The organism is Nocardiopsis sp. NPDC006938, assembly GCF_042869555.1.
GTDB lineage: Bacteria > Actinomycetota > Actinomycetes > Streptosporangiales > Streptosporangiaceae > Nocardiopsis.
The window spans coordinates 20,030-44,213 of record NZ_JBIAGA010000024.1 but is presented as its reverse complement, the minus strand read 5'-3'; the positions used below and the strand labels follow the sequence as shown (position 1 = coordinate 44,213).

General features: G+C 72.7%; 22 protein-coding genes and 2 pseudogenes. 10 read left to right on the top strand and 14 right to left on the bottom strand.

What is annotated here, in order from left to right; genetic code table 11:
- Positions 1–117 precede the first annotated feature (117 nt).
- From ACFYL4_RS25420 to ACFYL4_RS25410, 3 genes and pseudogenes are all read right to left on the bottom strand, one after another.
- Positions 118–435, bottom strand: a pseudogene (locus tag ACFYL4_RS25420) (DEAD/DEAH box helicase); the annotation flags it as partial.
- Between the two features lie 234 nt (positions 436–669).
- On the bottom strand, positions 670–873 hold the full coding sequence (locus tag ACFYL4_RS25415) for a cold-shock protein (protein WP_357767640.1): 204 nt from the start codon (positions 871–873) through the stop codon (positions 670–672).
- 482 nt (positions 874–1,355) lie between these two features.
- Positions 1,356–1,994, bottom strand: coding sequence for an SDR family NAD(P)-dependent oxidoreductase (locus ACFYL4_RS25410; protein ID WP_387521658.1), 639 nt, complete (start codon positions 1,992–1,994; stop codon positions 1,356–1,358).
- An 84-nt stretch (positions 1,995–2,078) separates the two neighbouring features.
- Here ACFYL4_RS25410 and ACFYL4_RS25405 point away from each other — a divergent pair, with 84 nt between their 5' ends.
- From ACFYL4_RS25405 to ACFYL4_RS25395, 3 genes are all read left to right on the top strand, one after another.
- Positions 2,079–2,639 (top strand): TetR/AcrR family transcriptional regulator, encoded by a 561-nt coding sequence (locus ACFYL4_RS25405; protein ID WP_387521656.1) that lies wholly within the window; start codon positions 2,079–2,081, stop codon positions 2,637–2,639.
- 310 nt (positions 2,640–2,949) lie between these two features.
- Positions 2,950–3,072 (top strand): hypothetical protein, encoded by a 123-nt coding sequence (locus ACFYL4_RS25400; RefSeq protein WP_387521654.1) that lies wholly within the window; start codon positions 2,950–2,952, stop codon positions 3,070–3,072.
- Positions 3,069–3,260 (top strand): hypothetical protein, encoded by a 192-nt coding sequence (locus ACFYL4_RS25395; RefSeq protein WP_387521652.1) that lies wholly within the window; start codon positions 3,069–3,071, stop codon positions 3,258–3,260. Before ACFYL4_RS25400 ends, ACFYL4_RS25395 begins: the two co-directional genes overlap by 4 nt.
- A 46-nt stretch (positions 3,261–3,306) precedes the next feature.
- On the opposite strand, the gene ACFYL4_RS25390 is transcribed toward ACFYL4_RS25395, so the two are convergent.
- Complete coding sequence (locus ACFYL4_RS25390) at positions 3,307–3,897, bottom strand: hypothetical protein (RefSeq protein ID WP_387521650.1); 591 nt, start codon at positions 3,895–3,897, stop codon at positions 3,307–3,309.
- Between the two features lie 432 nt (positions 3,898–4,329).
- Between ACFYL4_RS25390 and ACFYL4_RS25385 the strand changes: the two genes are divergently transcribed.
- The 6 genes and pseudogenes from ACFYL4_RS25385 to ACFYL4_RS25360 all read left to right on the top strand — a co-directional run bounded on the left by ACFYL4_RS25385 (position 4,330) and on the right by ACFYL4_RS25360 (position 9,102).
- Positions 4,330–4,632 (top strand): urease subunit gamma, encoded by a 303-nt coding sequence (locus ACFYL4_RS25385; protein ID WP_357767615.1) that lies wholly within the window; start codon positions 4,330–4,332, stop codon positions 4,630–4,632.
- Positions 4,632–4,907 (top strand): annotated as a pseudogene (ureB, locus tag ACFYL4_RS25380) (urease subunit beta); the annotation flags it as partial. The gene ACFYL4_RS25385 and the pseudogene ureB, both read left to right, overlap by 1 nt.
- A 236-nt stretch (positions 4,908–5,143) precedes the next feature.
- The gene (locus tag ACFYL4_RS25375) at positions 5,144–6,853 is read left to right on the top strand and encodes an urease subunit alpha (RefSeq protein WP_387521648.1); all 1,710 of its coding nucleotides are present in this window, start codon (positions 5,144–5,146) and stop codon (positions 6,851–6,853) included.
- Between the two features lie 8 nt (positions 6,854–6,861).
- Positions 6,862–7,578 (top strand): urease accessory protein UreF, encoded by a 717-nt coding sequence (locus ACFYL4_RS25370; protein ID WP_387521646.1) that lies wholly within the window; start codon positions 6,862–6,864, stop codon positions 7,576–7,578.
- Positions 7,579–7,630: 52 nt separating this feature from the next.
- Positions 7,631–8,332 carry an urease accessory protein UreG gene (gene ureG / locus ACFYL4_RS25365; RefSeq protein WP_387521669.1) on the top strand — a complete coding sequence of 234 codons (702 nt, stop codon included), beginning with the start codon at positions 7,631–7,633 and terminating at the stop codon, positions 8,330–8,332.
- On the top strand, positions 8,329–9,102 hold the full coding sequence (locus ACFYL4_RS25360) for an urease accessory protein UreD (protein ID WP_357767603.1): 774 nt from the start codon (positions 8,329–8,331) through the stop codon (positions 9,100–9,102). The genes ureG and ACFYL4_RS25360 overlap by 4 nt, the downstream gene beginning before the upstream one ends.
- 69 nt (positions 9,103–9,171) lie before the next feature.
- On the opposite strand, the gene ACFYL4_RS25355 is transcribed toward ACFYL4_RS25360, so the two are convergent.
- The 4 genes from ACFYL4_RS25355 to ACFYL4_RS25340 all read right to left on the bottom strand — a co-directional run bounded on the left by ACFYL4_RS25355 (position 9,172) and on the right by ACFYL4_RS25340 (position 14,329).
- Entirely contained in the window at positions 9,172–9,825 is a 654-nt protein-coding gene (locus tag ACFYL4_RS25355; protein ID WP_387521643.1) for an ABC transporter ATP-binding protein, read from the bottom strand.
- Entirely contained in the window at positions 9,809–11,566 is a 1,758-nt protein-coding gene (locus tag ACFYL4_RS25350; RefSeq protein ID WP_387521641.1) for an ABC transporter permease subunit, read from the bottom strand. Before ACFYL4_RS25350 ends, ACFYL4_RS25355 begins: the two co-directional genes overlap by 17 nt.
- Positions 11,567–11,696: 130 nt before the next feature.
- The gene (locus tag ACFYL4_RS25345) at positions 11,697–12,725 is read right to left on the bottom strand and encodes an ABC transporter permease (RefSeq protein ID WP_387521640.1); all 1,029 of its coding nucleotides are present in this window, start codon (positions 12,723–12,725) and stop codon (positions 11,697–11,699) included.
- Entirely contained in the window at positions 12,722–14,329 is a 1,608-nt protein-coding gene (locus ACFYL4_RS25340; RefSeq protein WP_387521638.1) for an ABC transporter substrate-binding protein, read from the bottom strand. The genes ACFYL4_RS25345 and ACFYL4_RS25340 overlap by 4 nt, the downstream gene beginning before the upstream one ends.
- A 195-nt stretch (positions 14,330–14,524) precedes the next feature.
- Between ACFYL4_RS25340 and ACFYL4_RS25335 the strand changes: the two genes are divergently transcribed.
- A complete protein-coding gene (locus ACFYL4_RS25335; protein WP_357767588.1) occupies positions 14,525–14,839 on the top strand; it encodes a metalloregulator ArsR/SmtB family transcription factor in 315 nt (104 codons plus the stop codon).
- An 88-nt stretch (positions 14,840–14,927) separates the two neighbouring features.
- Here the strand turns inward: ACFYL4_RS25335 and ACFYL4_RS25330 are convergent, their stop codons facing one another.
- The 6 genes from ACFYL4_RS25330 to ACFYL4_RS25305 form a co-directional block, all read right to left on the bottom strand.
- Positions 14,928–16,616: a choice-of-anchor I family protein gene (locus ACFYL4_RS25330; protein ID WP_357767585.1), complete on the bottom strand. Its 1,689-nt coding sequence runs from the start codon at positions 16,614–16,616 to the stop codon at positions 14,928–14,930.
- A gap of 271 nt (positions 16,617–16,887) precedes the next feature.
- Positions 16,888–19,734 carry a DEAD/DEAH box helicase family protein gene (locus ACFYL4_RS25325; protein WP_387521636.1) on the bottom strand — a complete coding sequence of 949 codons (2,847 nt, stop codon included), beginning with the start codon at positions 19,732–19,734 and terminating at the stop codon, positions 16,888–16,890.
- A 105-nt stretch (positions 19,735–19,839) separates the two neighbouring features.
- Entirely contained in the window at positions 19,840–22,221 is a 2,382-nt protein-coding gene (locus tag ACFYL4_RS25320) for an FtsX-like permease family protein (protein WP_387521634.1), read from the bottom strand.
- On the bottom strand, positions 22,218–22,946 hold the full coding sequence (locus tag ACFYL4_RS25315) for an ABC transporter ATP-binding protein (RefSeq protein ID WP_387521632.1): 729 nt from the start codon (positions 22,944–22,946) through the stop codon (positions 22,218–22,220). The genes ACFYL4_RS25320 and ACFYL4_RS25315 overlap by 4 nt, the downstream gene beginning before the upstream one ends.
- Entirely contained in the window at positions 22,943–23,470 is a 528-nt protein-coding gene (locus ACFYL4_RS25310) for a PadR family transcriptional regulator (protein WP_387521631.1), read from the bottom strand. The genes ACFYL4_RS25315 and ACFYL4_RS25310 overlap by 4 nt, the downstream gene beginning before the upstream one ends.
- Before the next feature lie 135 nt (positions 23,471–23,605).
- Entirely contained in the window at positions 23,606–24,070 is a 465-nt protein-coding gene (locus ACFYL4_RS25305) for a hypothetical protein (RefSeq protein ID WP_387521629.1), read from the bottom strand.
- Positions 24,071–24,184: the final 114 nt, after the last annotated feature.

Here is a 24,184-nt window from a genome sequence, read left to right as displayed (position 1 = left end):
CGCTCCCGGATCACATAGGGGCGACGCGGCCGGACCGGGTCCCGCTCGGTGCGGGCCCGGTCACCATCGGCCGACCTCCAGGTCTCCCCGGAGTGGCCACGACCACGTGGCTTCCCTGCCGTAGGCCAGGGTCTTGCCGGAACCCGTTCGGTTTCGGCCCAGCACATCGCGTCCGGCCAGGGCGTTGGGCAGGGTCGCCGCTTGGATGTCGGACGGGGTCGTCAGCCCTTGGCGGGTCAGGGTCCGCTTCAGGGCCGAGGGCATGTCCAGTGCCGCGAAGGAGTCCACGGGCGGCAGGGCCGGGGTGATGGTGGTGGGAAGCGCGAACTTACCGGAGGGGCCCGCGTTGCGAGGGCGCGAGGAGCCGCCGGGGCGCTGTCGACCGTAACTCCGTGCCGGTCGCGCACGGCCTGTGGTGGGGTGGGGATGGCTCATGAATGGCCTTTCGCCGTCGGAGTTCCCCGGGAGGGAGGCCTCACGGCCCCACAGTGAAAACCGGTAACACCGAATGAATGAAACCTGCACGCCCGGATAGAGAATTTCCAGACCGAGTAGTGCAGTCTTGGAAAACGACGCGCGTGAAATCGGGCGTGGGAAAACAAAAAGACGGGGTCCGGCTCCTGGAGGGCGGACCCCGTCACGGGGGGAGTGTCCTCCCCCGGATCAGGCTTAGCGCAGCGTGATGTTCTCGGCCTGGGGGCCCTTGGCCCCGGCGACGGCGTCGAACTGCACGGACTGACCTTCGGCCAGCTCACGGTAGCCCGTGGCCTGGATGTTCGAGTAGTGGGCGAAGACGTCGGGGCCGCCGCCGTCCTGCTCGATGAAGCCGAAGCCCTTTTCGCCGTTGAACCACTTGACTGTACCGGTGGCCATGATGGCACCTCTCGCTCGACAATGAAGAAAACCGCAGATGACGATTTTCCCGTCACTGCGGTGATCTCCGATGGAAGTGAGGTTCCATGGGGCCACTACTGCAACTCCTCTGACAGTAGCACAGAAAATTCCATTATCCCGATTATCTGGTGCGCCACGTGGCGTCAGAAAGTGCGGTGTGGGAAATGGAGGGGTGTGGAAGCACTTCAGGGGTGGGCGTCGGCGTCGTCCGGTGGTCGCCAAGCGGGCCCGACGAACCGTGTCGGGGCCCGGGATCGGCGTGAGTCACGACGGTGCGGCCCGCCGTGACTCACGGAGCTCAGGCCGGGGTGGGGGCACCGGTGGTCGGGAGCCGGACCCCGGCCAGCTCCTCCAGTTGGCGCCACACCGACTCCATCGCGTCCGGAGGGGGCGCCTGGGTCAGCGGGTTCGGGGTCAGGCGGACTGGCCGCCCCTTGACGCCGCCGCTGGGAGAGTAGAGGTCACCTCCCTGGGCGTGAGACCAGGGAGGTGACCGGCGCACCCGCGGCCCTCAGCCGTCGGTCGAGTTCGTAGGCGAACATCTCCGTGACCGCCTTGCTCCAGGTGTAGGCGTGGACGCCCACGCGAGAGCGGGCGCGCACGTCCCGGACCCCTGTGCGCAGCAGGTCCACGAACGACGTCGAGGTGTGCACGATCCTCGCGGTCCCGCAGTGCCTCCGCGCCGTTCGCTCCAAGAGTGGGAGCGTCCCAGCGACCAACCCCACGTTCGCCCGGACGTGGGTCGCCAGGAGGGTCGACAGGCCGTCGGGGGTCCGGTCGGCCGCGCTCAGCGACATGGAGCCCCCGTTCAACAGTAGCCCGTCCAGGTGTTCGTACTCCGCGAGTCCCGAGACGGCCGCGGCCGTCGACTCCGGTGACGCCAGGTCCAGGAGCAGCGAGCCCAGACTCGCGTCCGGCACCTGAGCCCGGATCGCGGCTGCGGCGGTGCCCAGGCGGTCGAGCGAGCGCCCCGCGAGGACGACGTGTGCTCCGGTGGCCGCGAGTCGCTCCGCCGCGAAGTACCCGATGCCCGCGGTCGCCCCCGTCACCACCAGCGTGCGTCCGTGCTGTTCGGGCAGTACTTCGGGGTCCCAGTCCATGGCACCTCTCCCGTCAATCGGATGATCTATCCGCTTACTGTAACAGTAATCGGATGACTTATCCGGTTCGAGTAGGATGCCTTCATGAACGCACTGCGCGCTGACGCCGCCCGGAGCAGGGAGCGCATCTTGGAGGTCGCGCGACGGAGCGACCCCAAGGACCTGCGCCTCAACGAGATCGCCCGCGAGGCGGGGGTCGGGGTCGGGACCGTCTACCGTCACTTCCCCACGTCCCACGCCCTGGTCGAGGAACTCACCATGGAGACTCTGGGCCGACTGCGCGCGCTCGCCGCACGGGCCAGCGCCGACCCCGACCCGGGGCACGGGTTCGAGGTGGCACTGCGCGCCGTGGTCGACCTGCACCTGGAGGCGGGCGGTCTCCAAGCGGTCCTCCTCGCCAACGAGGACGTGAGCGAGGAGGTGGGGGCGCTCAAGGCCTCGATCTTCGGCGAGCTCGAAGAGCTGCTCAGGAGGGCGCAGGAGAGCGGAGCACTGCGCCGGGACCTGACCACCGCCCAGGTCGAGCGACTGGTCTGCGGGATCGAACACGCCATCCGCCTGGGGGAGCCGGAGGACCGCGACGTCTTCGTGGACACCCTCGTCGCGGGCCTGAGACCGCCCGCCGGTGGATCGGCGGCCGTGTGACGGAAGGGATTCGTGCCCCCCGACGGCGGGCGGTGCGGTTCCTGACGCCCTCAGACGCCCCGGTCGGTGGGGTTTGCGGCATCGGACCGGACGGCTTCACCGCGGCCGCGCCGCTCCATGCCGAACACGTGCGGCGTCTGTTCGTCGACGCGCTGACCCCGAACCAGCTCGGCACGTTCGCCCGGCTCACCCAGCGCGTGTCGGACCACATGGACAAGCAGCCCGACTGAGCACGAACCCGGGTCGTCGCTGATCCTCGTCCTGCGCGAGGATGGGGGCCGACACCCCCCACGGAAGCCGGAAACCGACCATGTTCGACATGATCACCGACGCCGCCGAGCGTGCGGTCGTCCACGCTCGGGATGAGGGCGCGCTCGTCATGCCCCCCGCCGCCGACGCGGTTCCCGCGGCGTCCGCCCAGGGCGCCCGGTGACCGGCCGCGCCCCCGACGGCCACCTGAAGCTGACGATCGCCTGTGTTCTGCTGTTCGTCGGCGGCCTGCTGATCCTGGTGTCCGCCAGCCCGCTCACGGGTGACCCGAACCCGACGAACATGCTGGGCGGCGCGGTCATGATGGGGGTGTCGACCCTGCTCTACCACCTGATGATCCGGCGGCGGTGAAGGACAGGGGCCATCGTCGGCGACTAACCGGGAACCACCGAGGCGGCTACCCGGGGAGCACGACCAGGGTTCCTCCGGAGCCCTGTGCCAACATCGTTCGCACACGGCCCGCGATCCAGTCGGGAGCGCCGACCAGCTCCTCCCCGGCGAGGAGCGGCACGCGGGCGGTGACCGTGCCGACCCCGTCGAGCCGTTCCAGGGTCAGGTCCGCGGACCCGGTGGCGGGGTCCGCGTGGACCGCGACCAGATTCAGGTCCCTCATCCGCCAGTGGGTGGAGTCGACACAGATCTGGTCCAGCAGCCAGGCGTAGCGGGCTCGGGCCGAAGCGTTCGTGGGCGGGGCCCAGAACTCCCGTCCGTGTCCGGGTGGCGAGGCCCGTACGGTCCGGCCCGGGGCCGCGCCCTCCAACAGGTGTCGAAGCCGGTCCGCGTCGGTGTCGGGCTCGCAGACGACGGTGACCCGTGGTCCTCCGTCCCAGGCCGCTCGAACCCGGGCCCGCGCACCGGTCAGGTCGAGTGCCAGGAGGAGGTCGGTGTCGGCGCGTTGGATCGTCGAACTCGCGACCATGGCGGGCACCCACCACTCCACGTGCGGCCATCGGGGCGAGGGGCGCAGCGGTCGCGCGTGGTGCGGCAACGGACCTCCGGGCGTGTCCGGGTGCGGGCGGCTCTTCCCCCGGCGTCGCGGAGGGTGGACGTTCGGAACCGGAGTCCCCGGGAGGGGGCATCGGCCTTCGGCCCCACCGTAGGCGCCGCGCGGCCGTCCTGGGGTCGAGGGGATGCCGAACGGCCCCGTCGGCGCCTCCCGAGAAGAAGTCTCCTCGAAGGCGGCGCGAACACTCCGTCAGAGCGGGGCGGAGGGGGTCGTCTCACGAAAAAATGTACCAGTGTTTGTCGCACATGAAGCGGGGGCGTTTTCCCTTGTCCGACAGGGCCTCCCGGCCACCGACAACCGTCCCGAAACGACCCGATGAGCAAGTTCGGACTTGCCACACGGCTCTCACGTGCTAAAACCTAGGTGGGTTTGGGGTTGCTACCAAACCCATAACGAATCGTTGAGAGGTGGTTCATGCATCTACTTCCCTCCGATACCGAGAAGCTTCTCCTGGCCGTCGCGGGCATGATCGCCCGGGACCGACGGGAACGGGGAGTCAAGCTCAACCAACCGGAATCGGTAGCGCTGCTGTCCTGCTGGGTGATCGAGCGGGCCCGAGAGGGCGCCAAGGTGGCCGACCTGATGGACGAGGGGCGCACCGTGCTCTCTCGTGACGAGGTCATGGACGGGGTCCCGGACATGATCCCGAACATCCAGGTCGAGGCCACCTTCCGCGACGGTCGCAAGCTCGTCACGATCACGGAGCCGATCCAATGATCATTCCCGGTGAGATCCGCACCCGCGTCACCCCCCTCGACCTCAACGCCGACCGCGAGCGCCTGTCCCTCGTCGTCGTCAACGCCGGGGACCGGCCGATCCAGATCGGCTCCCACCTGCACTTTCCGGACGCGAACCCGGCCCTGGACTTCGACCGTGAGGTCTGCCGGGGCTTCCGGTTGGACATCCCCGCCGGCACCTCGATCCGTCTGGAACCCGGGGTGAGCCGCACCGTCGACCTCGTGGCCTTCGGCGGTCGACGCTACGTTCCCGGCCTCCAGCTCAACGACCTGAGCAAGGAACCCAAGACCGGCGAGCGCGTCCCGCGTCCGGTGATCCCGTTCGGCACCCCCGGCGTCGAGGTGCCCGCACCTGAGCGCGCCTCCGGCACCACGATGCGCGTCGGCGAGATCGACGCGCACGACGGGGACCCGGCCGAGGTGGTGCCCACCGAGACGCCTCCCGGACAGCGGGGCGTGACCGAGGACGAGGACACCGAGGAGCAGCAACCGTGAGCCGCATCGACCGCCGCGAGTACGTCCAGCTGTACGGGCCCACGGTCGGGGACCAGATCCGCCTGGGCGACACCGACCTGTGGATCGAGGTCGAGGAGGACCGCACCGCGGGAGGCGACGAGGTCGTCTTCGGTGGCGGCAAGACCATCCGCGAGTCGATGGGCCAGGGGCTGACCACGCGCTCCGAGGGAGCCCTGGACCTGGTCATCACCAACGTGGTGATCATGGACCACTGGGGGATCGTCCGGGGCGACGTCGGCATCCGGGACGGCCACATCGTGGCCATCGGCAAGGCCGGTAACCCGGACATCATGGACGGCGTGCACCCGGACCTGCTGATCGGCCCGGGCACCGACGTCATCGCCGGTGAGGGCAAGATCCTCACCGCCGGGGCGATCGACACCCACGTGCACTTCCTCAGCGAGATCGAGATGCGCGAGGCGCTGACCACCGGGACGACCACGGTGATCGGCGGCGGCACCGGTCCCACGGAGGGGTCCAAGGCCACGACGGTGACGCCGGGCGCGCACGCGCTGCGGATGATGCACCGGGCCCTGGACAAGTTCCCGCTCAACGTTCTGCTGTTCAGCAAGGGCAGCACGGTCTCCATGAAGGCCCTGGGCGAGGACGCCCTGGCCGGTGCGGGCGGGTACAAGGTCCACGAGGACTGGGGCGCGACCCCGGCGGCGATCGACGCGGCCCTGCGCGGCGCAGACGAGTTCGGCCTCCAGGTGGCCCTGCACGCCGACTCCCTCAACGAGACCGGCTACGTCCAGCACACGCTGGAGGCGATCGCCGGTCGCGGCATCCACGTGTTCCACTCCGAGGGCGCGGGCGGCGGCCACGCGCCGGACATCATCGTCACCGCGGGTGAGTCGAACGTCCTGCCCGCCTCCACCAACCCGACCCTGCCGTTCACGGTGAACACCGTCGCCGAGCACATGGACATGCTCATGGTGGTGCACCACCTCAACCCGCGCGTGCCGGAGGACCTGGCGTTCGCCGACTCGCGCATCCGCGCCTCGACGATGGCGGCCGAGGACGTCCTGCTGGACATGGGCGCGATCGCCATCACGTCCACGGACGCGCAGGCGATGGGCCGCATCGGTGAGCTGATCTGCCGTACCTGGCAGGTGGCGCACGTGATGAAGAACAAGTTCGGTCCGCTCCCCTCGGAGCTGCCCGCTGACAACGCCCGTGCCCGCCGGTACGTGGCGAAGTACACCATCTGCCCCGCGGTGGCGCACGGCATCGACCACGTGGTCGGTTCTGTGGAGCCGGGGAAGATGGCCGACCTGGTGCTGTGGGACCCGGCGTTCTTCGGCATCCGGCCGACCTCGGTGATCAAGGCGGGCGCGATCGTCGCCGCCCCGCTGGGCGACCCCAACGGCGCGGTTCCCCTGCCGCAGCCGGTCCTGATGCGGCCGACCCTGGCCGCGGAGGCCACGTCGGCGGCGGACCTCGCGGTGAGCTTCGTGTCGCCGATGGCGATCGAGGACGGGCTGGCCGACCGGCTGGGGCTCCAGCGCAAGCTGGTGGGCGTGAAGCCGACGCGCGACATCACCAAGGCGGACATGCCGAACAACAACGCGCTGCCGGACATCGACGTCAACCCCGAGACGTTCGAGATCGCCATCGACGGTCAGTTCGTGCGGCGCCAGGCCGTGGACGAGGTACCGCTCGCGCAGCGGTACTCGATGTTCTAGGCCGCCGTGTGAGCACTGGACTGGGCACACTCCTGCTGGCCGACGCGCGCCTGCCGGTGGGAGGCCACACGTACTCGGCGGGGCTCGAACCCGCCCTGCTGGACGGCCTGCCCACGGAGCTCGTCCCGGCGTACATCGCCGCGCGTACCCGCACGGTGGGTCTCGTGGAGGCGGCCGCCGCCGTCCTGGCCCACCGTGCGGTCGGTGGCGCGGCCGCCGACGCCCCCGCCATCGACGGCCCCGAGGGGGTCGGGGCGGACGCCGGAGCCCTCGCCGACGCGCACGAGGCGCTGCTGGCCCGCTCGCCGAGCGCCCCGCTGCGTGACATCTCGGGGCTGCTCGGCCGGGGGCTGGTCCGCCTGGCGGACCGCCTGTGGCCCGAACACCCGGCGGTGAAGGCGCTGCGCACGCTGGGCCGGGCCCCGCAGCGGCCGATCGCGCTCGGCGTGGTCGCGGCCGTCATGGGGTCGGACGAGACCGAGACCGCCCGGGTGAGTCTGTACGACGACGCCCAGACGGTGGCCTCCGCCGCACTGAAACTCGCACCCGTCGACCCGGTGGACGCGGCCGGTTGGGTGCTCGGAGCCGAGGGGGTGATCTCCGCGACGGTCGCGGAGGCGCTCGCGGTCCGGGGTCCCGACGACCTCCCGGCCCGCACCGCACCCCAGATCGAGGGGTGGTCCCTCGAACACCAAGTCAAGACCAGGAGGATCTTCGTTGCCTGAGCAGACCGAAGCGAACGCGGCCGCAGGTTCCACCACCGCCCCCCGTCGCGCGATGCGCCTGGGTGTGGCCGGTCCGGTCGGAACCGGCAAGAGCACGCTCATCGCGACCCTGTGCCGTGAGCTCGCCGACGAGCTGAGCATGGCCGTGGTCACCAACGACATCTACACCGACGAGGACGCCCGCCTGCTGCGCGCGGCCGGGGTCCTGCCGATCGAGCGCATCCACGCGGTGGAGACGGGTGCGTGCCCGCACACCGCGATCCGTGACGACGTCACCCCCAACCTGCTCGCGGTGGAGGACCTGGAGGCGGAGTTCGCCCCGCTGGACCTGGTAGTGGTGGAGAGCGGCGGCGACAACCTCACCGCCACGTTCAGCCCCGCCCTGGCCGACGCGCAGATCTTCTGCCTGGACGTGGCCGGTGGCGGCGACGTGGCCCGCAAGGGCGGCCCGGGCATCGAGCGCGCCGACCTGCTCGTGGTGAACAAGACCGACCTCGCCCCGCACGTGGGCGTGGACGCCGAGCGGATGGTGGCCGACGCCTCCGCCTCGCGCGGCGGCCTCCCGGTGCTGGCCCTGAGCCAGCACGACGACGTCTCCATCAAGGCCCTGGCCGGGTGGGTGCACCAGGTGTTGGCCGACTACCGCGCCGGTAGCCACGTGCCGCGCGACCCGGGCCCGATGGCCCCGCACACCCACGCCGACGGCACCACCCACACCCATGAGGGTGACGGGGACGGGCACGAGCACGGATGAGTGAGAGCGTCCCGGCCCGAGTGACCGTGGAGCGGGTCGGCGGGCGGGTGCGTATGACGCACCTGTCCGGCGGCACGTACCTGCGGGCTCAGCCCCTGGGCGTGCGGGGCGACACCGCGCGGGTGGCGCTGCTGGGCACCTGGGCCCTGCTGCTCGCCGGGGACGACCTGCGGATGGAGGTCACCGTGGGCCCCGGAGTGTGGCTGGAGCTGGTGGAACCGTCCGGGACGGTCGCCTACGACGCCGACGGCGGGTCCGCGAGTTGGCGGGCCGACCTGAGCGTGGCGGACGGCGCGTGCCTGGTGTGGCGCGGCGCCCCGTTCGTGGTGACCGCGGGCGCGGACATCACGCGGGACATGCGGGTGCGCCTGTCGGGTTCCGGCCGTGCGTTGGTGCACGAGACGCTGGCGCTCGGCCGCTCCTACGAATCGTCCGGGGGGCCGCTGCGTTCGGTCACCCGGGTCGACGTGGACGGTCGTCCGCTGCTGGTGGAGGACCTGGACCTGCGTGATCCGTCGTTGTCGGCGGCCCCCGGGGTGATGGGCGGGAACCGGGTGCAGAGCTCGACCTTCCTGCTGGGGGCCCGCCCGGAGCGGGCGGTGGGCGTGCGAGAGACCCTGCTGCACGGGCCGGGGGCCCTGGCCAGGGCGGTGGCCGGGCACGCCCACGAGGCGGACGCCCAGGTCGCCGACTCGTGGCGGCGGTGGCGCGCGGAGTTCACGGACCCCGCCGGATACGAGGCGGCCGAACCGGAGCACGACTTCGCCTGACGCTTGTGTCTGGCGCGTGTGCGCGACGGAGGAGGGCCGGGGGAACACGTTCCCCCGGCCCTCCCTCGGTCAGCCGGACAACTCCCGGAGGTCCGCCACCTCGTGGGCCCAGGCCCGCAACAGCGCGTGGTCGTGGCTGATGGTGAGGACGCCGACCCCCTCGGCGGCCAGCTCCGACAACAGGTGCGCGACAGTCGCCGTGGAGGCGGCGTCGAGCATGGCGGTGGGTTCGTCACACACCAGGTAGTCGGGGGCGGCGGCCAGAGCCCGGGCGACGCAGGCCCGTTGCAGCTGGCCGGCCGACACCTGGTGCGGGAGCCGTTCCAGCAGGTCCGGGGTGAGCCCCACCCTTCGGGCCAGTTCCGCGGTCCGGGCGTCCGTCTCCGCACCGCGCCGGGCCCGACGCCCCCGGGCGTCCAACGGCTCCGCGATGATCCGCCGCAGCGTCATCCTCGGGTCGGTGGCGGCCACGGGTGACTGGTGCAGCAGCCCCAACCGCCCGTCCATCCGACCCCGCCGGGCGGACGGGGGCCGACCGTCGACCAGTACGGCCCCCTCGTCGGGTGGACGCAGGCCGGTGAGGACGCGCGCCAGCGACGACTTGCCGCTGCCGGACGGGCCGGTCAGCCCGAGGACACGCCCCGGTTCGACGGTCAGATCCACCCCTCGGATCACCACGTGATCCCCGTATCGACAGGCGACGCTGTCAGCCACCAACGGCATCGTTCCGCTCCCTCCGGTCGTCGAACGCGTGGTCGGCGGGCAGGTCGGTGAGCTCCGGCGGGAGCCCCGGCAGTGGGTGCAGCCCGTGCGCGGGCAGCGCCGCCACGAGCGCCCGGCTGTAGGGGTGCTCCGGCGCGGTGAGCACCCTGCGCGCGGGGCCCTGTTCCACGATCCGTCCCGCGTACATCACCGCCACCCGGTCGGCCGGGTCGGCGGTCTCCAGCGCCTGGAGGTCGTGGGTGATCACCAGGACCGCCGTGCCGGAGTCGGCCACGGCGCGCAGCAGGCCCAGGACCTGGACGGCCAGGTCCGGGTCCAGACCCGCGGTGGGTTCGTCGGCCACGAGCACCCGGGGCGCGCCCGCGAGGGCGGCGGCCGTCGCGGCCCGGACCCCCATCCCCCCGGACAGTTCGTGCGGAAACAGTTCGGCGGCGTCGGCGTCCAGGCCGACCCTTTCCAACAGCGCGGCGACCGACTCCCCGCTGCCCAGGGCGGCCACCACCTCGGCGAGCTGGGGTCCGACGCGGCGCACGGGGGTGAAGGTCGCGGAGCCGGACTGGGCGGCCAGGCCGATGGTCCGGCCCCGCAGCGCCCGCCAGGCGGGTTCGTCGGCCCCGAGCATCTCCCGGCCCTGGACCAGCACACTTCCCGAGGACCGGGTTCCGGCCGGGGCCAGACCGCACAGCGCCGAGGCCAGCGTGGACTTGCCGGAACCCGACTCCCCGACCAGGGCGGTCAGTTCGCCCGCGCGCAGGTCGAGGTCGACGTCCGTGGCCGCGTGCACCCAGCGGCCGTCGTCCGTGGGCAGACGCAGGGTGAGGGACCGTACCCGCACCAGGGACGCGCCGTCGATCGGACCCGCGTCACCGGGGGAGGCCCCGGGAAGGGGGTCGGCCGTCCGGCCGCCGCGCCGGGAGCGGGGACGGCCGTCCAGGGCGCGGGTCAGCCCGGCCACGGACAGCGTGGTGGCCACGAGCACTCCGGCCGGGGCGGCCAGCGCCCACCAGGCGCCGGTGAACACGTCGCCGCGCGCGATCTCCAGCAGGGTGCCCAGGCTGGCCTCGTCCGGGGACAGGCCCAGACCGAGGAAGCTGAGCGTGGACTCGTGCCAGACGGCGTGCGGGACCAGCATCACCAGGCCGACCGCCGCCTGCGGGAGCGCGGCGGGCAGGAGGTGCCGGACCAGCACCCACCTCCGGGAGGAGCCCCACAGGTAGGCGGCTTCGACGTACTCGGAGGAGCGCACCGAGAGCATCTCGGCACGCACGACGCGGGCGATCTGCGGCCAGTGGGTGAGCGCGATCGACGCGATGATCGCGGTCAGCGAGCCGGGGTAGAGGGCGACGATGACCACACCGATGAGGAGGTGGGGCAGGGCGTTGACCCCGTCGGTGGTGCGCATCAGCACCCGGTCCGCGCGGCCGCCCGTGGTGGCCGCGACCGCCCCGACGGCGACTCCGAGCACGGTGGCCACCACGGCGCAGACCAGCGCCACCAGGAGGGAGACGCGCAGTCCCTCGGCGGAGCGTACGAACAGGTCGTAGCCGGAGTGGTCGGTGCCGAACCACTGCCCCGGGCCGGGCGGCAGCAGGGCCTGCGAGAAGTCGGCGGTCTGGGTCCCCGCCCACCAAGGGACGAGGACGGCGTAGGCGACGAGGGCGGCCAGGGCGGTGGCGGGGAGGAGACGGAAGGGGAGGCGACGGCGGGGCCGAGGTGGTTTCGAGGACGGTGCGGTGGTCATGCCGCGCCCGGGGAGGGTGGTGGCGCCCGTGCCCGGTGACTTGGGAGTGTCGCCAGGGTTGTGCGCTCCCCCTGGGCCACCCGAGTTCCCCGGGGCGGCCTGGGCTGGTGTGGTCGGTTCGGGTACGGGCTCAGACATCGGCGCTCACCCTCGGGTCCAGGAACAGGTAGGCCGCGTCGGCGAGCAGGGAGCCGAGCAGCACCACGGCGGTGGTGGTCAGGGTCAGGGCGGCCAACAACGGGAAGTCGAGCGACACCGCCGAGGCCACCAGGGCGGCGGCGATCCCCGGCCAGGCGAAGATCGCCTCCACCAGCACCGCGCCCACCACGAGTTCCGGCAGCCGCGCCCCCACGATCGTCACGAGCGGGGCGAGCGAGACCGGCAGCACGTGGCCGGTGACCACACGGGCGGGGGACACCCCGCGCGCCCGGGCGGCCCGGACCGGCTCCGACTCCCGGGCGCGGGCCACCGCGGTGCGTACCGCCAGCAGCAGCCACGGAAGTTGGGTCAGGGCGAGGGTGCACGCGGGCAGCACCAGGTGGACGACGACCCCGCCGAACGTGGGTGCCTGCCCCGGGGCGGCCGCTCCCGCGACCGGTGCCCAGCGCAGGATCACGGCGAACACGGTCACCGAACCCAGGGCGAGGACGAACGGCGGCACGGCCTGCACCAGGACCCCGACGCGGGTGACGATCCGGTCGGCCCGCGACCCTGGGCGCAGACCGGCGACGGTGCCCCACACCAGGGCCGCCAGCACGGCCACGACCAGGGCGGTGCCGGAGAGCAGCAGGGTCCACGGGAGCCGTTCGGCGAACACCTCGGAGACCGGCATCGCGTACCCGCGGGACCAGCCCAGGTCACCGTGCAGGAGGTCTCCGGCCCAGGACCACCAGGCCCGCCACCAGGGCAGGTCGAACCCCAGTGCGGCCCCGAGGGACTCCCGCTGCTCGGTGGTGGTCCGCTGGTAGCCCGCGCCCAGGTAGGCGGCGAGCGGGTCGAAGGGGGAGCGCGCGGCGAGCAGGAACACCAGCGCGCTGAGTCCCACGAGCATCGGCAGGCCGACGGCGACGCGGCGCGCCACCAGCCCCGCCAGCTCGCGGCGGCGGTCCCGCCACCGGGTCCGGCGCGGCCGGACCCGGCGGGCGGGCGGGGAACTCATCGACGCCACTCGGCGAGGTTCCACCACGGCCCCCAGGAGACCCCGTGGGCGTGGGGTTCGAGCACGAGCGGGCCGCGGTCCCAGTCGTCCTCGGCGGCGACGTACGTGTGATCGACGAACGCCATGAACACGTAGGTGGGGTTCTCGACGTAGGCCCGCTGGACCCTGCGGTAGGCCTCGACGCGTTCTTCGGGGTCGAGGGTGCGGCGGGCGGTCTCCAGGTCCTCGTCCACGCCGGGGATGGCGAAGTCGCCCGGGTTCTCGTAGGTGGGGGTGTCGGCGTCTCGGGTGTGCAGGGTGGCGTACACCTGCGTGTCCAGGTCGTAGGGCTTGTCGCCGCCGCCGAGCAGGATGCCCGCCTCGGTGCTGGCCGCGCCCATCTCGTCCCAGGAGGCGCCCTGGATGTCGACCTCGACGCCCAGGGGTTCCATCTCGGCGGCGAACGCGGTGGCCAGGTCGCGGCGCAGGTGGTCCGAGGCCAGGTAGTTCAGGGTGAACGCGGCGCGGTCGCCGTCGCGGACCCGGACGCCGTCCGGCCCCTCCTCCCATCCGGCCTCGTCCAGGAGGTCGGCGGCGGCCTCGGGGTCGTACTCGAAGACGGCCTCCGGGTCGTGCGCCTCACCGTAGACGTCGGGGACGGGGGTGTGGGCGGGGCGTCCGTGCCCGGCGAGCACGTTCTCCACGACGCCGTCGCGGTCCACCGCGAGGTTCATCGCCAGCCGTGCGTCGGGGTCGGCGGTGAAGGGGTTGTCGGCGGGCAGGGAGAGGCCCCGCCACTCGGCGGTGCGGACGGGTACGACCTCGGAGCCGTCGAGGTCGGTGAAGGTCTCGGCGGTCACCGGGGGCAGCACCGTGCCGTCGATGTTGCCTGCCCTCATGCGCTGGGCCCGGGTGTTGTCGTCGGGCACGGAGAGGATGACCAGCTCGGTGACCTCGGGCGCGGTGCCGTGGTACTGGGGGTTGGCCTCGAACACGGCCTGGTCGGCGCTGAGGTCGGAGAGCACGTAGGGGCCCGTGCCGACCGGGGCGCGGTTGCGCTCGGAGTCCGCCGCCGGGCCCGGGGTGATCTCCTCGGAGGGGGTGATGCCGAGGGTCATCCGCGCGGGCATGGCGTAGTAGGGGTGGCTCAGTGTGAAGCGCACGTTGTGGTCGTCGACGGCGGTGACGGACTCGATCATCGAGTAGGAACCGGCGACCTCCGAGGCGGTGTCGGGGTCGAGCACGGCCGAGTAGGTGGCCACCACGTCCTCGGCGTCGAGGGCCGAGCCGTCGGAGAAGGTGACGTCGGTGCGCAGTTCCACGTCCCAGACGGTGTTGTCGTCGTTGGGTTCGGGGTCGGAGGCGGCGAGCGCGGGGACGAGTTCGGGGAGGGCGTCGTCTCCGGAGGAGTCGGGGCGCAGGAGGCCCTCGAAGATCGGGGAGACGCCGAGTTCGCCGTAGCCGTTGACGGGGTCGAACGCGCCGACGGGCTGGGCGTCGGCGAGGACCACGCGGGTCGGGGTCCCCGATGCGTCGGTGTCGGTGGAGCCGGAGCAGGCGGTCAGTAGGAGGACGGGGGCGAGTGCGGTCGCGAGGAGGGCGCGTGTGGGGACGGTTCCGTTCATGCAGTGCTTCCTTGTGGGAGTCATGGTCATTCGATGGCGAAAAGTTGACCATCTGATCAGATGATAAGGTATCGACTCTCGTCGTCGGCCCCGCCCACGGCCAGGATCGGAGCCCCGTGCCGCCGACTCCACGCCCCACGGAACATCCGGAGACGACGGTCACCCTCCCGGGTCCGATCGGGGATAATGGAACCGATGACCTCCCACAGCGATCACCCATCCTCGGAGCCCCAGATCGACATCGGAGCCTGGGCGGATCGCTTCCGCCTGCTCGGAGACCCCACCCGCCTGCGCCTGCTGGCCGCCATGCACCACGCGGGCCCGGCGAAGGCCTCGGTGGGGGAGCTGGCCGCGACCGCCGGGATCACCGACGTCGCCGCCTCCCAGGCCCTGCGCACCCTCCGCCTCCAGGGCTGGGTCCAGGACGAACGCGACGGGCGCACGGTTCGCTACACACTCGTCGACACCACCGTGCACTCCCTGCTGCACCTGATGGGCGCCGAACACTGAGAACGCCGCCGGGGCGGGCGCGTCACTCGGACACGCCCGCCCCGACGGCGTCGGCCACCCCCGGAGCCCGCGGCGCCAGGGGCGGCCGTCAGTCGATCCGGAACAGTGTGGTGGTGCCCGAGACCTCGTTGGCCACGACCAGCACCGGCACGCCCGGAACCGGCGAGTCACCGGCGCTGATGAAGGTCAGACCCTCCGCACCCAGGTCACCGGCCGCACGACTGGACGGCTCGGCCCCGAAGTCGCGGTTGTTGAGGTACTGCGTGAACGTGACGGCGCGCGGGTCGGTGACGTCGTAGACCATCACCCCGCCCACGCGCTCCAGGCCCACGAACGCGTAGGTGCGCCCCTTCACCTTGCCCAGCGCCACCCCCTCGGGCTCGGGGCCCTTGTCGTCGCTGCGGCCGTCGAAGGTGCTCTCGCGGTGGTTGGAGTTGAAGAACTCCGGAGCGGCCTCGGCGGTGATGCGCTCGAAGTCGGAACCCGAGTCGAACAGCACCTCGCCGTCGGTGCCGAAGATCGAGAAGGAACGGCCGCCGAAGGAGTGGATCTCCTCGTAGCAGGACCCGTCCTCGCGCAGGCCGTCAGCGGTGCTGACCGAGAGCCGCCCCAGGTTGCGGTCGGCCGTCAGCTCCGCCACGGTCCCGATGCCCTGGTCGTTGTCGTCCAGGAACCGGCGGACGGCCGGTGCGTCCTCGCACAGCTCCAGGTTCTTCAGCCGGGTCTCCTCCGAGTACCCGTCCCAGTCGCGCGAGTCGCCCTCGTTGGCGGTGACCAGCAGGGTCTGCCCGCGCCAGCGGTAGCTGTCGAACCCGTCGGGCTGGTACATGCCGCTGACCGGCCAGTTGGCGATGGTGATCCCGCCGTCGCGGTCGGAGACGTCCAGTTCGTTCCCGGGCTCCAGGTGGTCCTTGGTGCCGAAGGGGACGATGTCGGTGATCTCCGCCCCGCGCAGGTCCAGCACCGCGAAGGCGTTGGCCTCCTGGAGCACCACGTGGGCGCTGTGGTTGGTGTCGGCCACGATGTACTCGGGCTCCAGGTTGCGCGCCACCCGGCCGGGGGTGCCGGGCTCGCCGGTGGACAGGTCCGGGCCGAACACGCGCACGTCCGGGTGGAGCTCGCGGTCCTCGTCCCAGGCGCGGAAGTCAGCGGTGCGCACGTCGTCCTGGGTGAGCCCGGCGGGCCTGCGGTTCACCGGGATCACGCTCACGGAACCCTCGGGGTCCACCGTGACGTCGTCGTCGGGCTCGCCCTCGTTGGCCACCAGCAGGGTGCGGCCCTCAGGGGTGAAGGTCAGCATGTCCGGCAGCGCACCGACCCGCAGGGCGTTCACCGACCTGCCGTCGGTGTCGAAGAGCACCACCCAGCCGTCGTCGGTGCGGTCGGCGGCCTCCACGGCCACGGCCACCACGTTCCCGTGGACCGCCACCGAGTTGGCGGCGCCGCCGCGCTCCACCACGGACCCGTCCGCCGCCGGGACCCCGGCGGTCTCCAGGTCGAAGAGCTTCACGGGCCGCTCGGGGTCGGAGACGTCCAGGACCTCGACCACGGCCGCGGCGGCGTTGACCACGAACAGGCGCTGGGTACGCGGGTCGTGGGCGACGATCTCCGCCCCCGAGGAGTCGAAGACGTCGGTGTGGTAGGTGCCCAACGCGGAGAGCCGGATGTCGCCGGTGGCCTCGGGCGCCCCGTACGAGGGGGTTTCGTCGGCCTGGACCGGCACGGCCATGGTGAGACCGAACGCGAGCAGGGCCGCGGCGGTGAGGGATCTGCGCATGGTGGTTCCCGAGGTTCGTGAGAGGGGGATGCGCACGAAGCCAACCACCCCGGGACGAGGGGGACCCGAACTCCCGGTGGCCTCCGGGTGAAGGTGCGGACCCGAAACACCTCCCCGCCGCAGGTCAGACGGTGACCGGCCCCGGTGCGTACGGCGACACGCGGGCCTTCGGGCGACGGGCACCACGGGGCGCGGACGCGGAGGCACCGACTCCGTCAGACGGAGCGCACCCGCTCAACGCCCCCTTCGCACGCGTTCAACGCCCCCGTCGCTACTCCCAGGTGAGTCGGTGCGCGGTCCAGACCTCCAACGGCGAGCTCCCCTGGTGGACCGCCAGCAGCGCGCGGCCCTCCTCGGACCTCGTGCCCACGACGGTCCCCGGGCCCACCCACCGGTTCCACGCCCGCTGGAAGGCGAGCGCGCCCCTCCTGTTCCGGGCCACGGCGGACGGCAGCGCGTGGAACACCGGCTCCGGGACGTCCTCCGGGCCGGTGGGCACGTACCGGGGCACCAGATAGCGCGGATCTCCCACCAGGGGACCGAGGACCTCGTCCAGGGAGTCGGCGAACAGCGCGGCCGCCCCCTGGTCATCGAGCGTGAACCGGTACACGCCGTCGCCGTCCACGTGCACCAGGACGCCGTCGGAGCCGGTGGCGGACAGGTCGGCGGCCCGCAGGGCGTCGGCAACCGCGCACGCGAACCGGGCCGTCTCCACCGGCGCCCGGGCCAGGGCGCGCACGCGCTCCGCCTCCCGCGCGGTGCGCCGCAGCGCCCGCCACCACGCGACCCCGGCCGCCGTGGCGGCGCCGAGGGCGACGGTCCACAGCCATGGCACGACCAGGCCCAAGACGAGGCACACCGCCAGGACGGCGCCCGCCGCCCACAGAGCGCCCAGGGCCCGGGCGGACGGCAGCCTCCTCGGCGTGGGCACGAGCCCGGACGCCCCGACCACCACCTCGGGCGGCTTCGGCCGGGCCACCGCCCCGGCCGAAGCCGACGGCAGCGCACGCGCCTCCCGCACCCGCAGCGTCGGCAGGAGCACGTCCGCGTAGCCCGCGCCCGGACGCCACCGGGCCCGGGTCCCCTCGCGGTCCGCCGCGCGCGCCGCCATCCGGCGGTTCACCCGCGCCGGGTCCTCGGGCGGGTCGTACGGGGACAGCTCCGGGTCCACGTGCGCCACCCCGCTCATCACCTCGCCGTCCGCGCCCACCCCCAGATAGCCCTCGTGTTTGCGCACGAAGCGGCCCCAGTCGGCCGCGCCGCGCGGGTGCTCGCGGCTCACGCACACCACCGTCCAGGTGTGCGCCACCTTCTCCGGCCACGACGGGTCCAGGCGCAGCGCCCGCCCCCGGCTCTGCACTACCGACGTGGGAGTGGTGGCGGTGGTCAGGTCCACCACGGTGTTCACCCCGCGCGCGTCCCACCCCTCGCCGAGCAGCGCCCGCGTCCCCACCAGCACCTGGCAGCCGCCGGACTCCAGGAAGGCCGTCACCACGCCCACCCACGTACGCGAGGTCCAGGCGCCCTCCACCTGGTACAAGCCGTCGGTCTCGCGCAGGGTCAGATCGACCCCGGGCAGCGCGGCCCGGGCGAACTCCAGGAACGCCGCGCCGGTGCCGCGACCCACCGCCACGGTACGGCCGGTGACCAGGACCGGGTCCAGCGCCGAGGTACGGGGGTCGGCGGCGAGCTGGCTCACCTGGAGCCACGCCGAACCGGCGTCGTCGGAGAGCACGCCCCGGAGCGCGGCGGGAGCGCGGGCGGTGGCGCGTTCGTGGTCGCAGAGCACGAGCGCGCGGAGCCGGGGCCCCACCGCGTCGCTTTCGGCGGCCAGGATCTCCACCGTGGCCAGGGACTTCGCGGCGCTGCGGGCCAGGACCCGGTCCACCGGTGAGGCTCCGCGCCGGATGCCGTTGCGGGTGAGGTGGTAGCCCACTGAGGGAAGGGCCGCCCGGATACGGTCGCGGGCCTCCCGTTCCCGTTCGACCTCCGGGTCCAGACAGTTGCGGGCGTAGTCGCCGATCAGCGCCGTCCAGTCCTCGGCCTGCGGAGGGTGCCGGTGCCGTTCCCGCAGCCGGGCCCCCTCGGGCAGCGCGACCAGTCCCCGGTGGTGGAGTCGCAGCACGGCGTCGGTGAGCTCCGGTTCCCGCACGGCCAGGGTTCCCCACCCCACGCGCCCGCCCTCCCGGGCGTCTCGGGACACGAAGCGCGCGTCCAGCCAGGGGAGGAAGTCCGTGGTCGCGAACCCGGGGGCGAGCAGGTCCGTGCACATCGCCTCGAAGCGGGAGGCCTGCCCCGCCAGGTACTCGTGCTCGGTGAGCGTGGGTTCGGTGACGTGCACGAGCTCGGCGAACGGGGCCAGGTAGCCGTCCCGGACCAGCGCGGGCAGGGACGCTCCGGTGACGGGCGGGCCGAAGAGCCGGTCGACCAGGTCCTTCTCCGAGGCGGTGAGGCTCGCGGCGGGGGTCCCGGTCAGGCCGACCACGCGGGCGTCGGGAAGCCCGTCGAGGACCTCGGCGAGCAGGCGCCCCCACACCTGGAGCAGGTGGTGGCACTCGTCCAGCAGGAGGGTGAGCGGACCAGCGGCGTGCAGGGCGTCCACCAGGGCGCGCCCGTTGGCGTGCAGCCGATCGCGGACGGGGGTGGCCGAGCGCCCCTCCTCGTCGGTCTCGGCGTCCGGGTCGAAGACGGCCAGCGACTGGTAGGTGAGCACGTTGACGGCGTGACCGAGGTCCCTGGAGGTCCCGGCGGCGCACCCCTCGGGGCGGGCGAACCGCTCCCAGTGCCCCACCCACTGGCCCTGGATCGCGGTGTTGGGGACCAGGACCACGGTGCGGCGGCCCAGGCGGCGTGCGGCCTCCAGCCCGACGAGGGTCTTGCCGGAGCCGGGAGGCAGCACGATCCAGGTCCGGTGCGCGCCGTCGGCCCAGCGCCGGTCCACCTCCGCGAGCGCCGTGTGCTGGTAGGGGCGCAGCTCGCCCGGCCAGGAGGCGCCGTCCAGAGGGGCGGTGCGCGCGGCCGGTGCGGCCCGGGTTGGCGCGTGCGGCGGCGGTGCTGTGCCCGCTGGGGGTGCGTCCGGCGGTGGTACGGCCTGGGGCGGCTCCCCGGTCTCCGACATCCCACCAGCCTAGCCAGGAGGTTGGGGGCACCTCGGGGGGCGGTCGCAGAGTCGGGCCGGGGCGGGTGACGGCGGGCCAGTCGTGCGAGGGGCCCGCCGTCCGGCTCATTCCGAACGTAGCCCCTCCGGGCGCATCGTGCGCAGCAGCGCGGGGATCGCCAGCAGGGTGGTCAGGAACGCCACCCCCATGCCCGCGCCGACGATGACCAGGGTGTCCGTCGGGGTGAAGGCCAAGGGGATGCCCGCTACCCGCTGCACCAGGAGGCCGAGTACGGTCCCGGCCATCGCGGCCAGCGTGACGCCCAGGAGCACGGGCAGCGTGGTCTGCCACAGCACCGAGGCCACGAGCGTCCCGCGCCGTGCGCCGAAGGCGGTGAGGACCGCGTGCACCCGCCTGCGCTCGCGGACCTGCTCGACCGTGCCCACCACCAGCCCGGCGGCGATGACCGCCAGACTGGCCAGGGCTCCGGCGATGAGCGCGTCACGCATGTTGACCATGCCCGAGGCGGTGGCGCTGAGCATGGGGAAGCCCACGCGTGACGTCGGGTCCAGAGCCCCGACCGCGAACCTGAGCTGCTCCTCCATCTCGGGGACGGACGGGTCGACTCGGATCCAGACCGAACTCCGGGTGGCGATCTCCTCGGGCACCGCGGCCGCCTCCGGGGTGGCCAGGACGACGTCGGCCGCCGTCCGCCCCATCCCGCTCCACGGGTGTTCGACCAGCGGTCCTTCGAAACCTGTGAGCCGGGGTACCGCCCACGCGCTTTCGGCCCGCTCGTCCCGGGGCCGGACCATGACGGTGTCACCGGCGGCCAACCCCGGCACCCCGCTGAAGGCGTCCCCGGGGGAGCACTCCGGCAGGTCGGCCATCTGCCGGAGAGCGGCGCAGTCGGCGACGTGCACGACGATGTCGGAACCGCTGTCGTCGACGCCCCACACCGTGCTGAAGGCCACGGCCTCCTCCACACCGGGGACCCCCGACACAACGGTGGCGGGGTCGTCGTCGGTCGGCGGCATCATCAGGTCCGCCTGGACCTGGAACCCGGCCGCGCCGAACGCGTCCTCCGTGTAGGCCTGCGCGCGGGTCTCCGCTCGCACCACCGTTGACTCGGCCCAGGCGTTGGCGAACAGGCTCTGCAACGCGATGGCGCCCGCGACGGTCACCACGATCCCGCTGACGGCGCGCGTGGGACCACCGCCCGCCGCGCTCAGGCGGCGCAGGGCCAGCTGGAGCGAGAGGGGTCCGCCCGAAGCGCGCCCGAAGAGGCGGTCCACCACCCAGGGCAGTACGGCGGTCGTACCGAACAGGGCGGCCAGGAGTCCGATCGACACCAGGGGGAACCACGCGCCCCCGGTCAGGCCGAGACCACCGGTCACTTCGGGGTTCGCGATCAGGAAGATGAGTACGAACCCGATGACGAGCAGCAGCAGACGCCACCACAGCCTGGGCCGCTGCCGTTCGGCTCGCCGCACCGTTCCGAGCGGTTCGATCACCACGCCCTTCAGGGAACCGAGCACGACCCACAGGGACAGCAGCGGAACCCCGACCAGGACCAGGAGCCCGAGCAGGGGCTGCGGTGTCACGTCGGAGGTGAAGAGCCCGGAGGACACCGGTACCGACTCCACGATAGGGCGTCCCAGAAGGAAGAAGCCCACCCCGAGAGCCAGTCCGAGCACGACTCCCGGAAGGGTCTCACCGGCAGCGACCCGCCTGGTGGCCCGGCGGTCGGCGCCCATGAGTCGCAGTGCGGCCAGACGACGGTCACGCTGTTCACCGCCGAACCGCACGGCCGCGCTCAGGAACACCACGACCGGGGTGAGCATGACGACCACGCCCACCACGCCGAGCAGCAGGACGACCGGTCCCGCCAGTACGGCGGCGGGTTCGCCACCGTACTCGGTGACGCGAGTCCCGGCGTTGTCCGGGGAGAGGTCCGCGCTGCCGAGGTAGAAGGCCAGTTCGTGCGGGCCCTCGAGGCCCTCGGGCCCGATCTCCCCGACGACGGTGTGGTGGCCGAACGCCTCTCGGGGGGCCTTCGCCTCGGGGTCGTCGAGGACCTCGGCCAGGGCGGGGGAGAGCACGATCTCGCCGTGGCCGGGGATCTCGGCTACCCCTGGTGGGAGCGGAGGGTCGGACCCCTCGGCCCGCACCACCCGCCCGTGGATGCCACGCCCGTCGTACTGGGTGTCGGCGAGACCGATCAGAAGCGTGTCGTCACCGGCGGGGGGTTGCGGATAGGGCGCCACCTGGTAGTCCGCGCGATCCGCGGTCCGCTCGGCCAGGTGGTCCAGGATGGTCGGCAGGGAGGCGGCCAGGAGCAGGGCGGCGGTGGCCACACCCACCCCGATCGCCGTCAGCACGGATCGCAGGACCACCTCCCGCCCGCCGCGCAGGGAGAGTTGCGCTCCCAACCAGAGGTCCTTGGACAGGGACGGGCGGGCCCGGTCCGGGCCGGTCCCTTCGGCGGAGCCCCCACGCGGGCTCATTCCGGTCCTCCGAGGTTCCGGGTGCGGCCGTCCCGGCACACGACCTCGCGGTCCGCGTAGGCGGCCACCCGGGGTTCGTGCGTCACCACCACGACGGCGGCACCGGTCTCCCGGGCGGTGTCGGTGAGCATCCGGATCACCCGTTCCCCGTTCAGGGAGTCGAGGGCGCCGGTGGGTTCGTCGGCGAACACCACGCGGGGACCGGTGACGAGGGCCCGGGCCACCGCGACCCGTTGGCCCTGACCCCCGGAGCACTCACCGGGGGTCTTGCGGGCGAGGTCTGCCACGTCCAGGCGGTCGAGCCACGTGGCGGCGGTGTGCTCGGCGCGGCGGCGGGACCACCCGCCCAGCCTCAGGGGGAGCGCCACGTTCTCCAGGCAGGAGAGTTCGGGGACGAGTTGGCCGAACTGGAACAGGAAGCCGAACTCGGAACGGCGCAGGGCGCTGAGCCGGGTGTCGTTGGCGGTGGCCAGGTCCTGTCCGCAGTAGGCGATCCGGCCGGCGTCGGGCCGGACCACGCCGGCCAGGCAGTGGAGGAGGGTGGACTTGCCGGAGCCCGAGGGGCCCATGATCGCGACGATCTCGCCCGGGTACAGGCTCAGGGAGGCGTCCTCCAGGGCCTGGGTGAGGCCGAAGGACTTGCGGAGACCGGTGCCCGCGAGCAGGGGTGCGCCGGGGTTCTCGCCGGGTCGGACGGGGTGGGGGCGGGGGGCGGGCCGGGTCATCGCTGGCGTACCTCCCCGGCGAGGTCGTGCAACCGGGCCGCGGTGAGTTCCAGCCATCGCAGGTCGGCTTCGAGATGGAACAGGGCGTGGTCGCAGATCAGCTGGTCGGCGAGGTCGCCACACGTCTTGCGGCGGGTGAGTTCGCGCATCTGCCGCAGGTGCTCGGTGCGCTGGACGTCGAGGATCTCGTCGGCCGGGCGGCCGGTGATCAGGGCCAGGACGACCTTGGTGTACAGGGTGCTCTGGAGGTAGGGCTCGGGGCTCTCCGGCTGGGAGAGCCACCGTTCCATGTCGGTGATCCCGGCTTCGGTCACGGTGTACCGCTTGCGTTCGGGTCCGGCGCCGGGCTCGACGGAGTCCACCTCCACGAACCCGTGTTTGAGGAGCCGGGAGAGGGTCGCGTACACCTGGCCGTAGGCCAGGGGGCGCTTGGTGGCGAAGCGCGCGTCGTAGGCGTGCTTGAGGTCGTATCCGTGCTGGGGGCGCGTTTCCAGCAGCCCCACGAAAGTCTGGCCGAGTGACATGGAATGACTCTACACACGATGTATACGTGGTGTGTATAGCGCGCCGGGGGCTGTGGACGCGCGGGTGCGCCGACGTGCCGTGGTGGTTACCGGCCGGGGTTCGTCCCCGCGGGCCGGGGCCCGCGGGGGGCGGGGTCAGCGGTGGCCGTGCTCCTCCTGGCGGGGAACGCGTGCGCGGGCGTCCTCCTCGGCCCGGGCGGCGCGGCGCAGGCGGTGCCACGAGGTGGCCCAGCGCAGACGCTCGCCCTCGTCTGTGCCCACGCAGGCGGTGACGAAGGCCATCAGGAACACGTACCCGGGCAGGTCGGTGCCCTCCAGCGCGCGCTGGAACTTGGCGGCGCTGACCACGCCGCCGCACTTGTACTCCAGCTCCAGGTACGACCAGCCGCCCGCCCAGGAGAGGTAGCGGCGCATGGTGAGGAGGAACTCCGCGGGGGTCCGCGCGTCCATGGGGTTGGGGCGGCGCTCCGGGTCGGGGCGTACGCTCTCGACGGGTTCGATGGGGAGGGTCATGGCCTCAGAGGGGACGCGATCCAGCCAGCGGGTTCGGTGTGGTGCGCGGTTGGGTCCGGTCGGTTCGAGGAGGCCCGGGACGCTCACACGGTCTCCTTTTCGGCGGTCGGGGTGACTGCCTGTGTCATGGAAAGGACTCTCCAGTACCCGTGGATCACGAGTACGGACGAGGGGTTCGAGAGGCCCGACCGTACGGCGGTG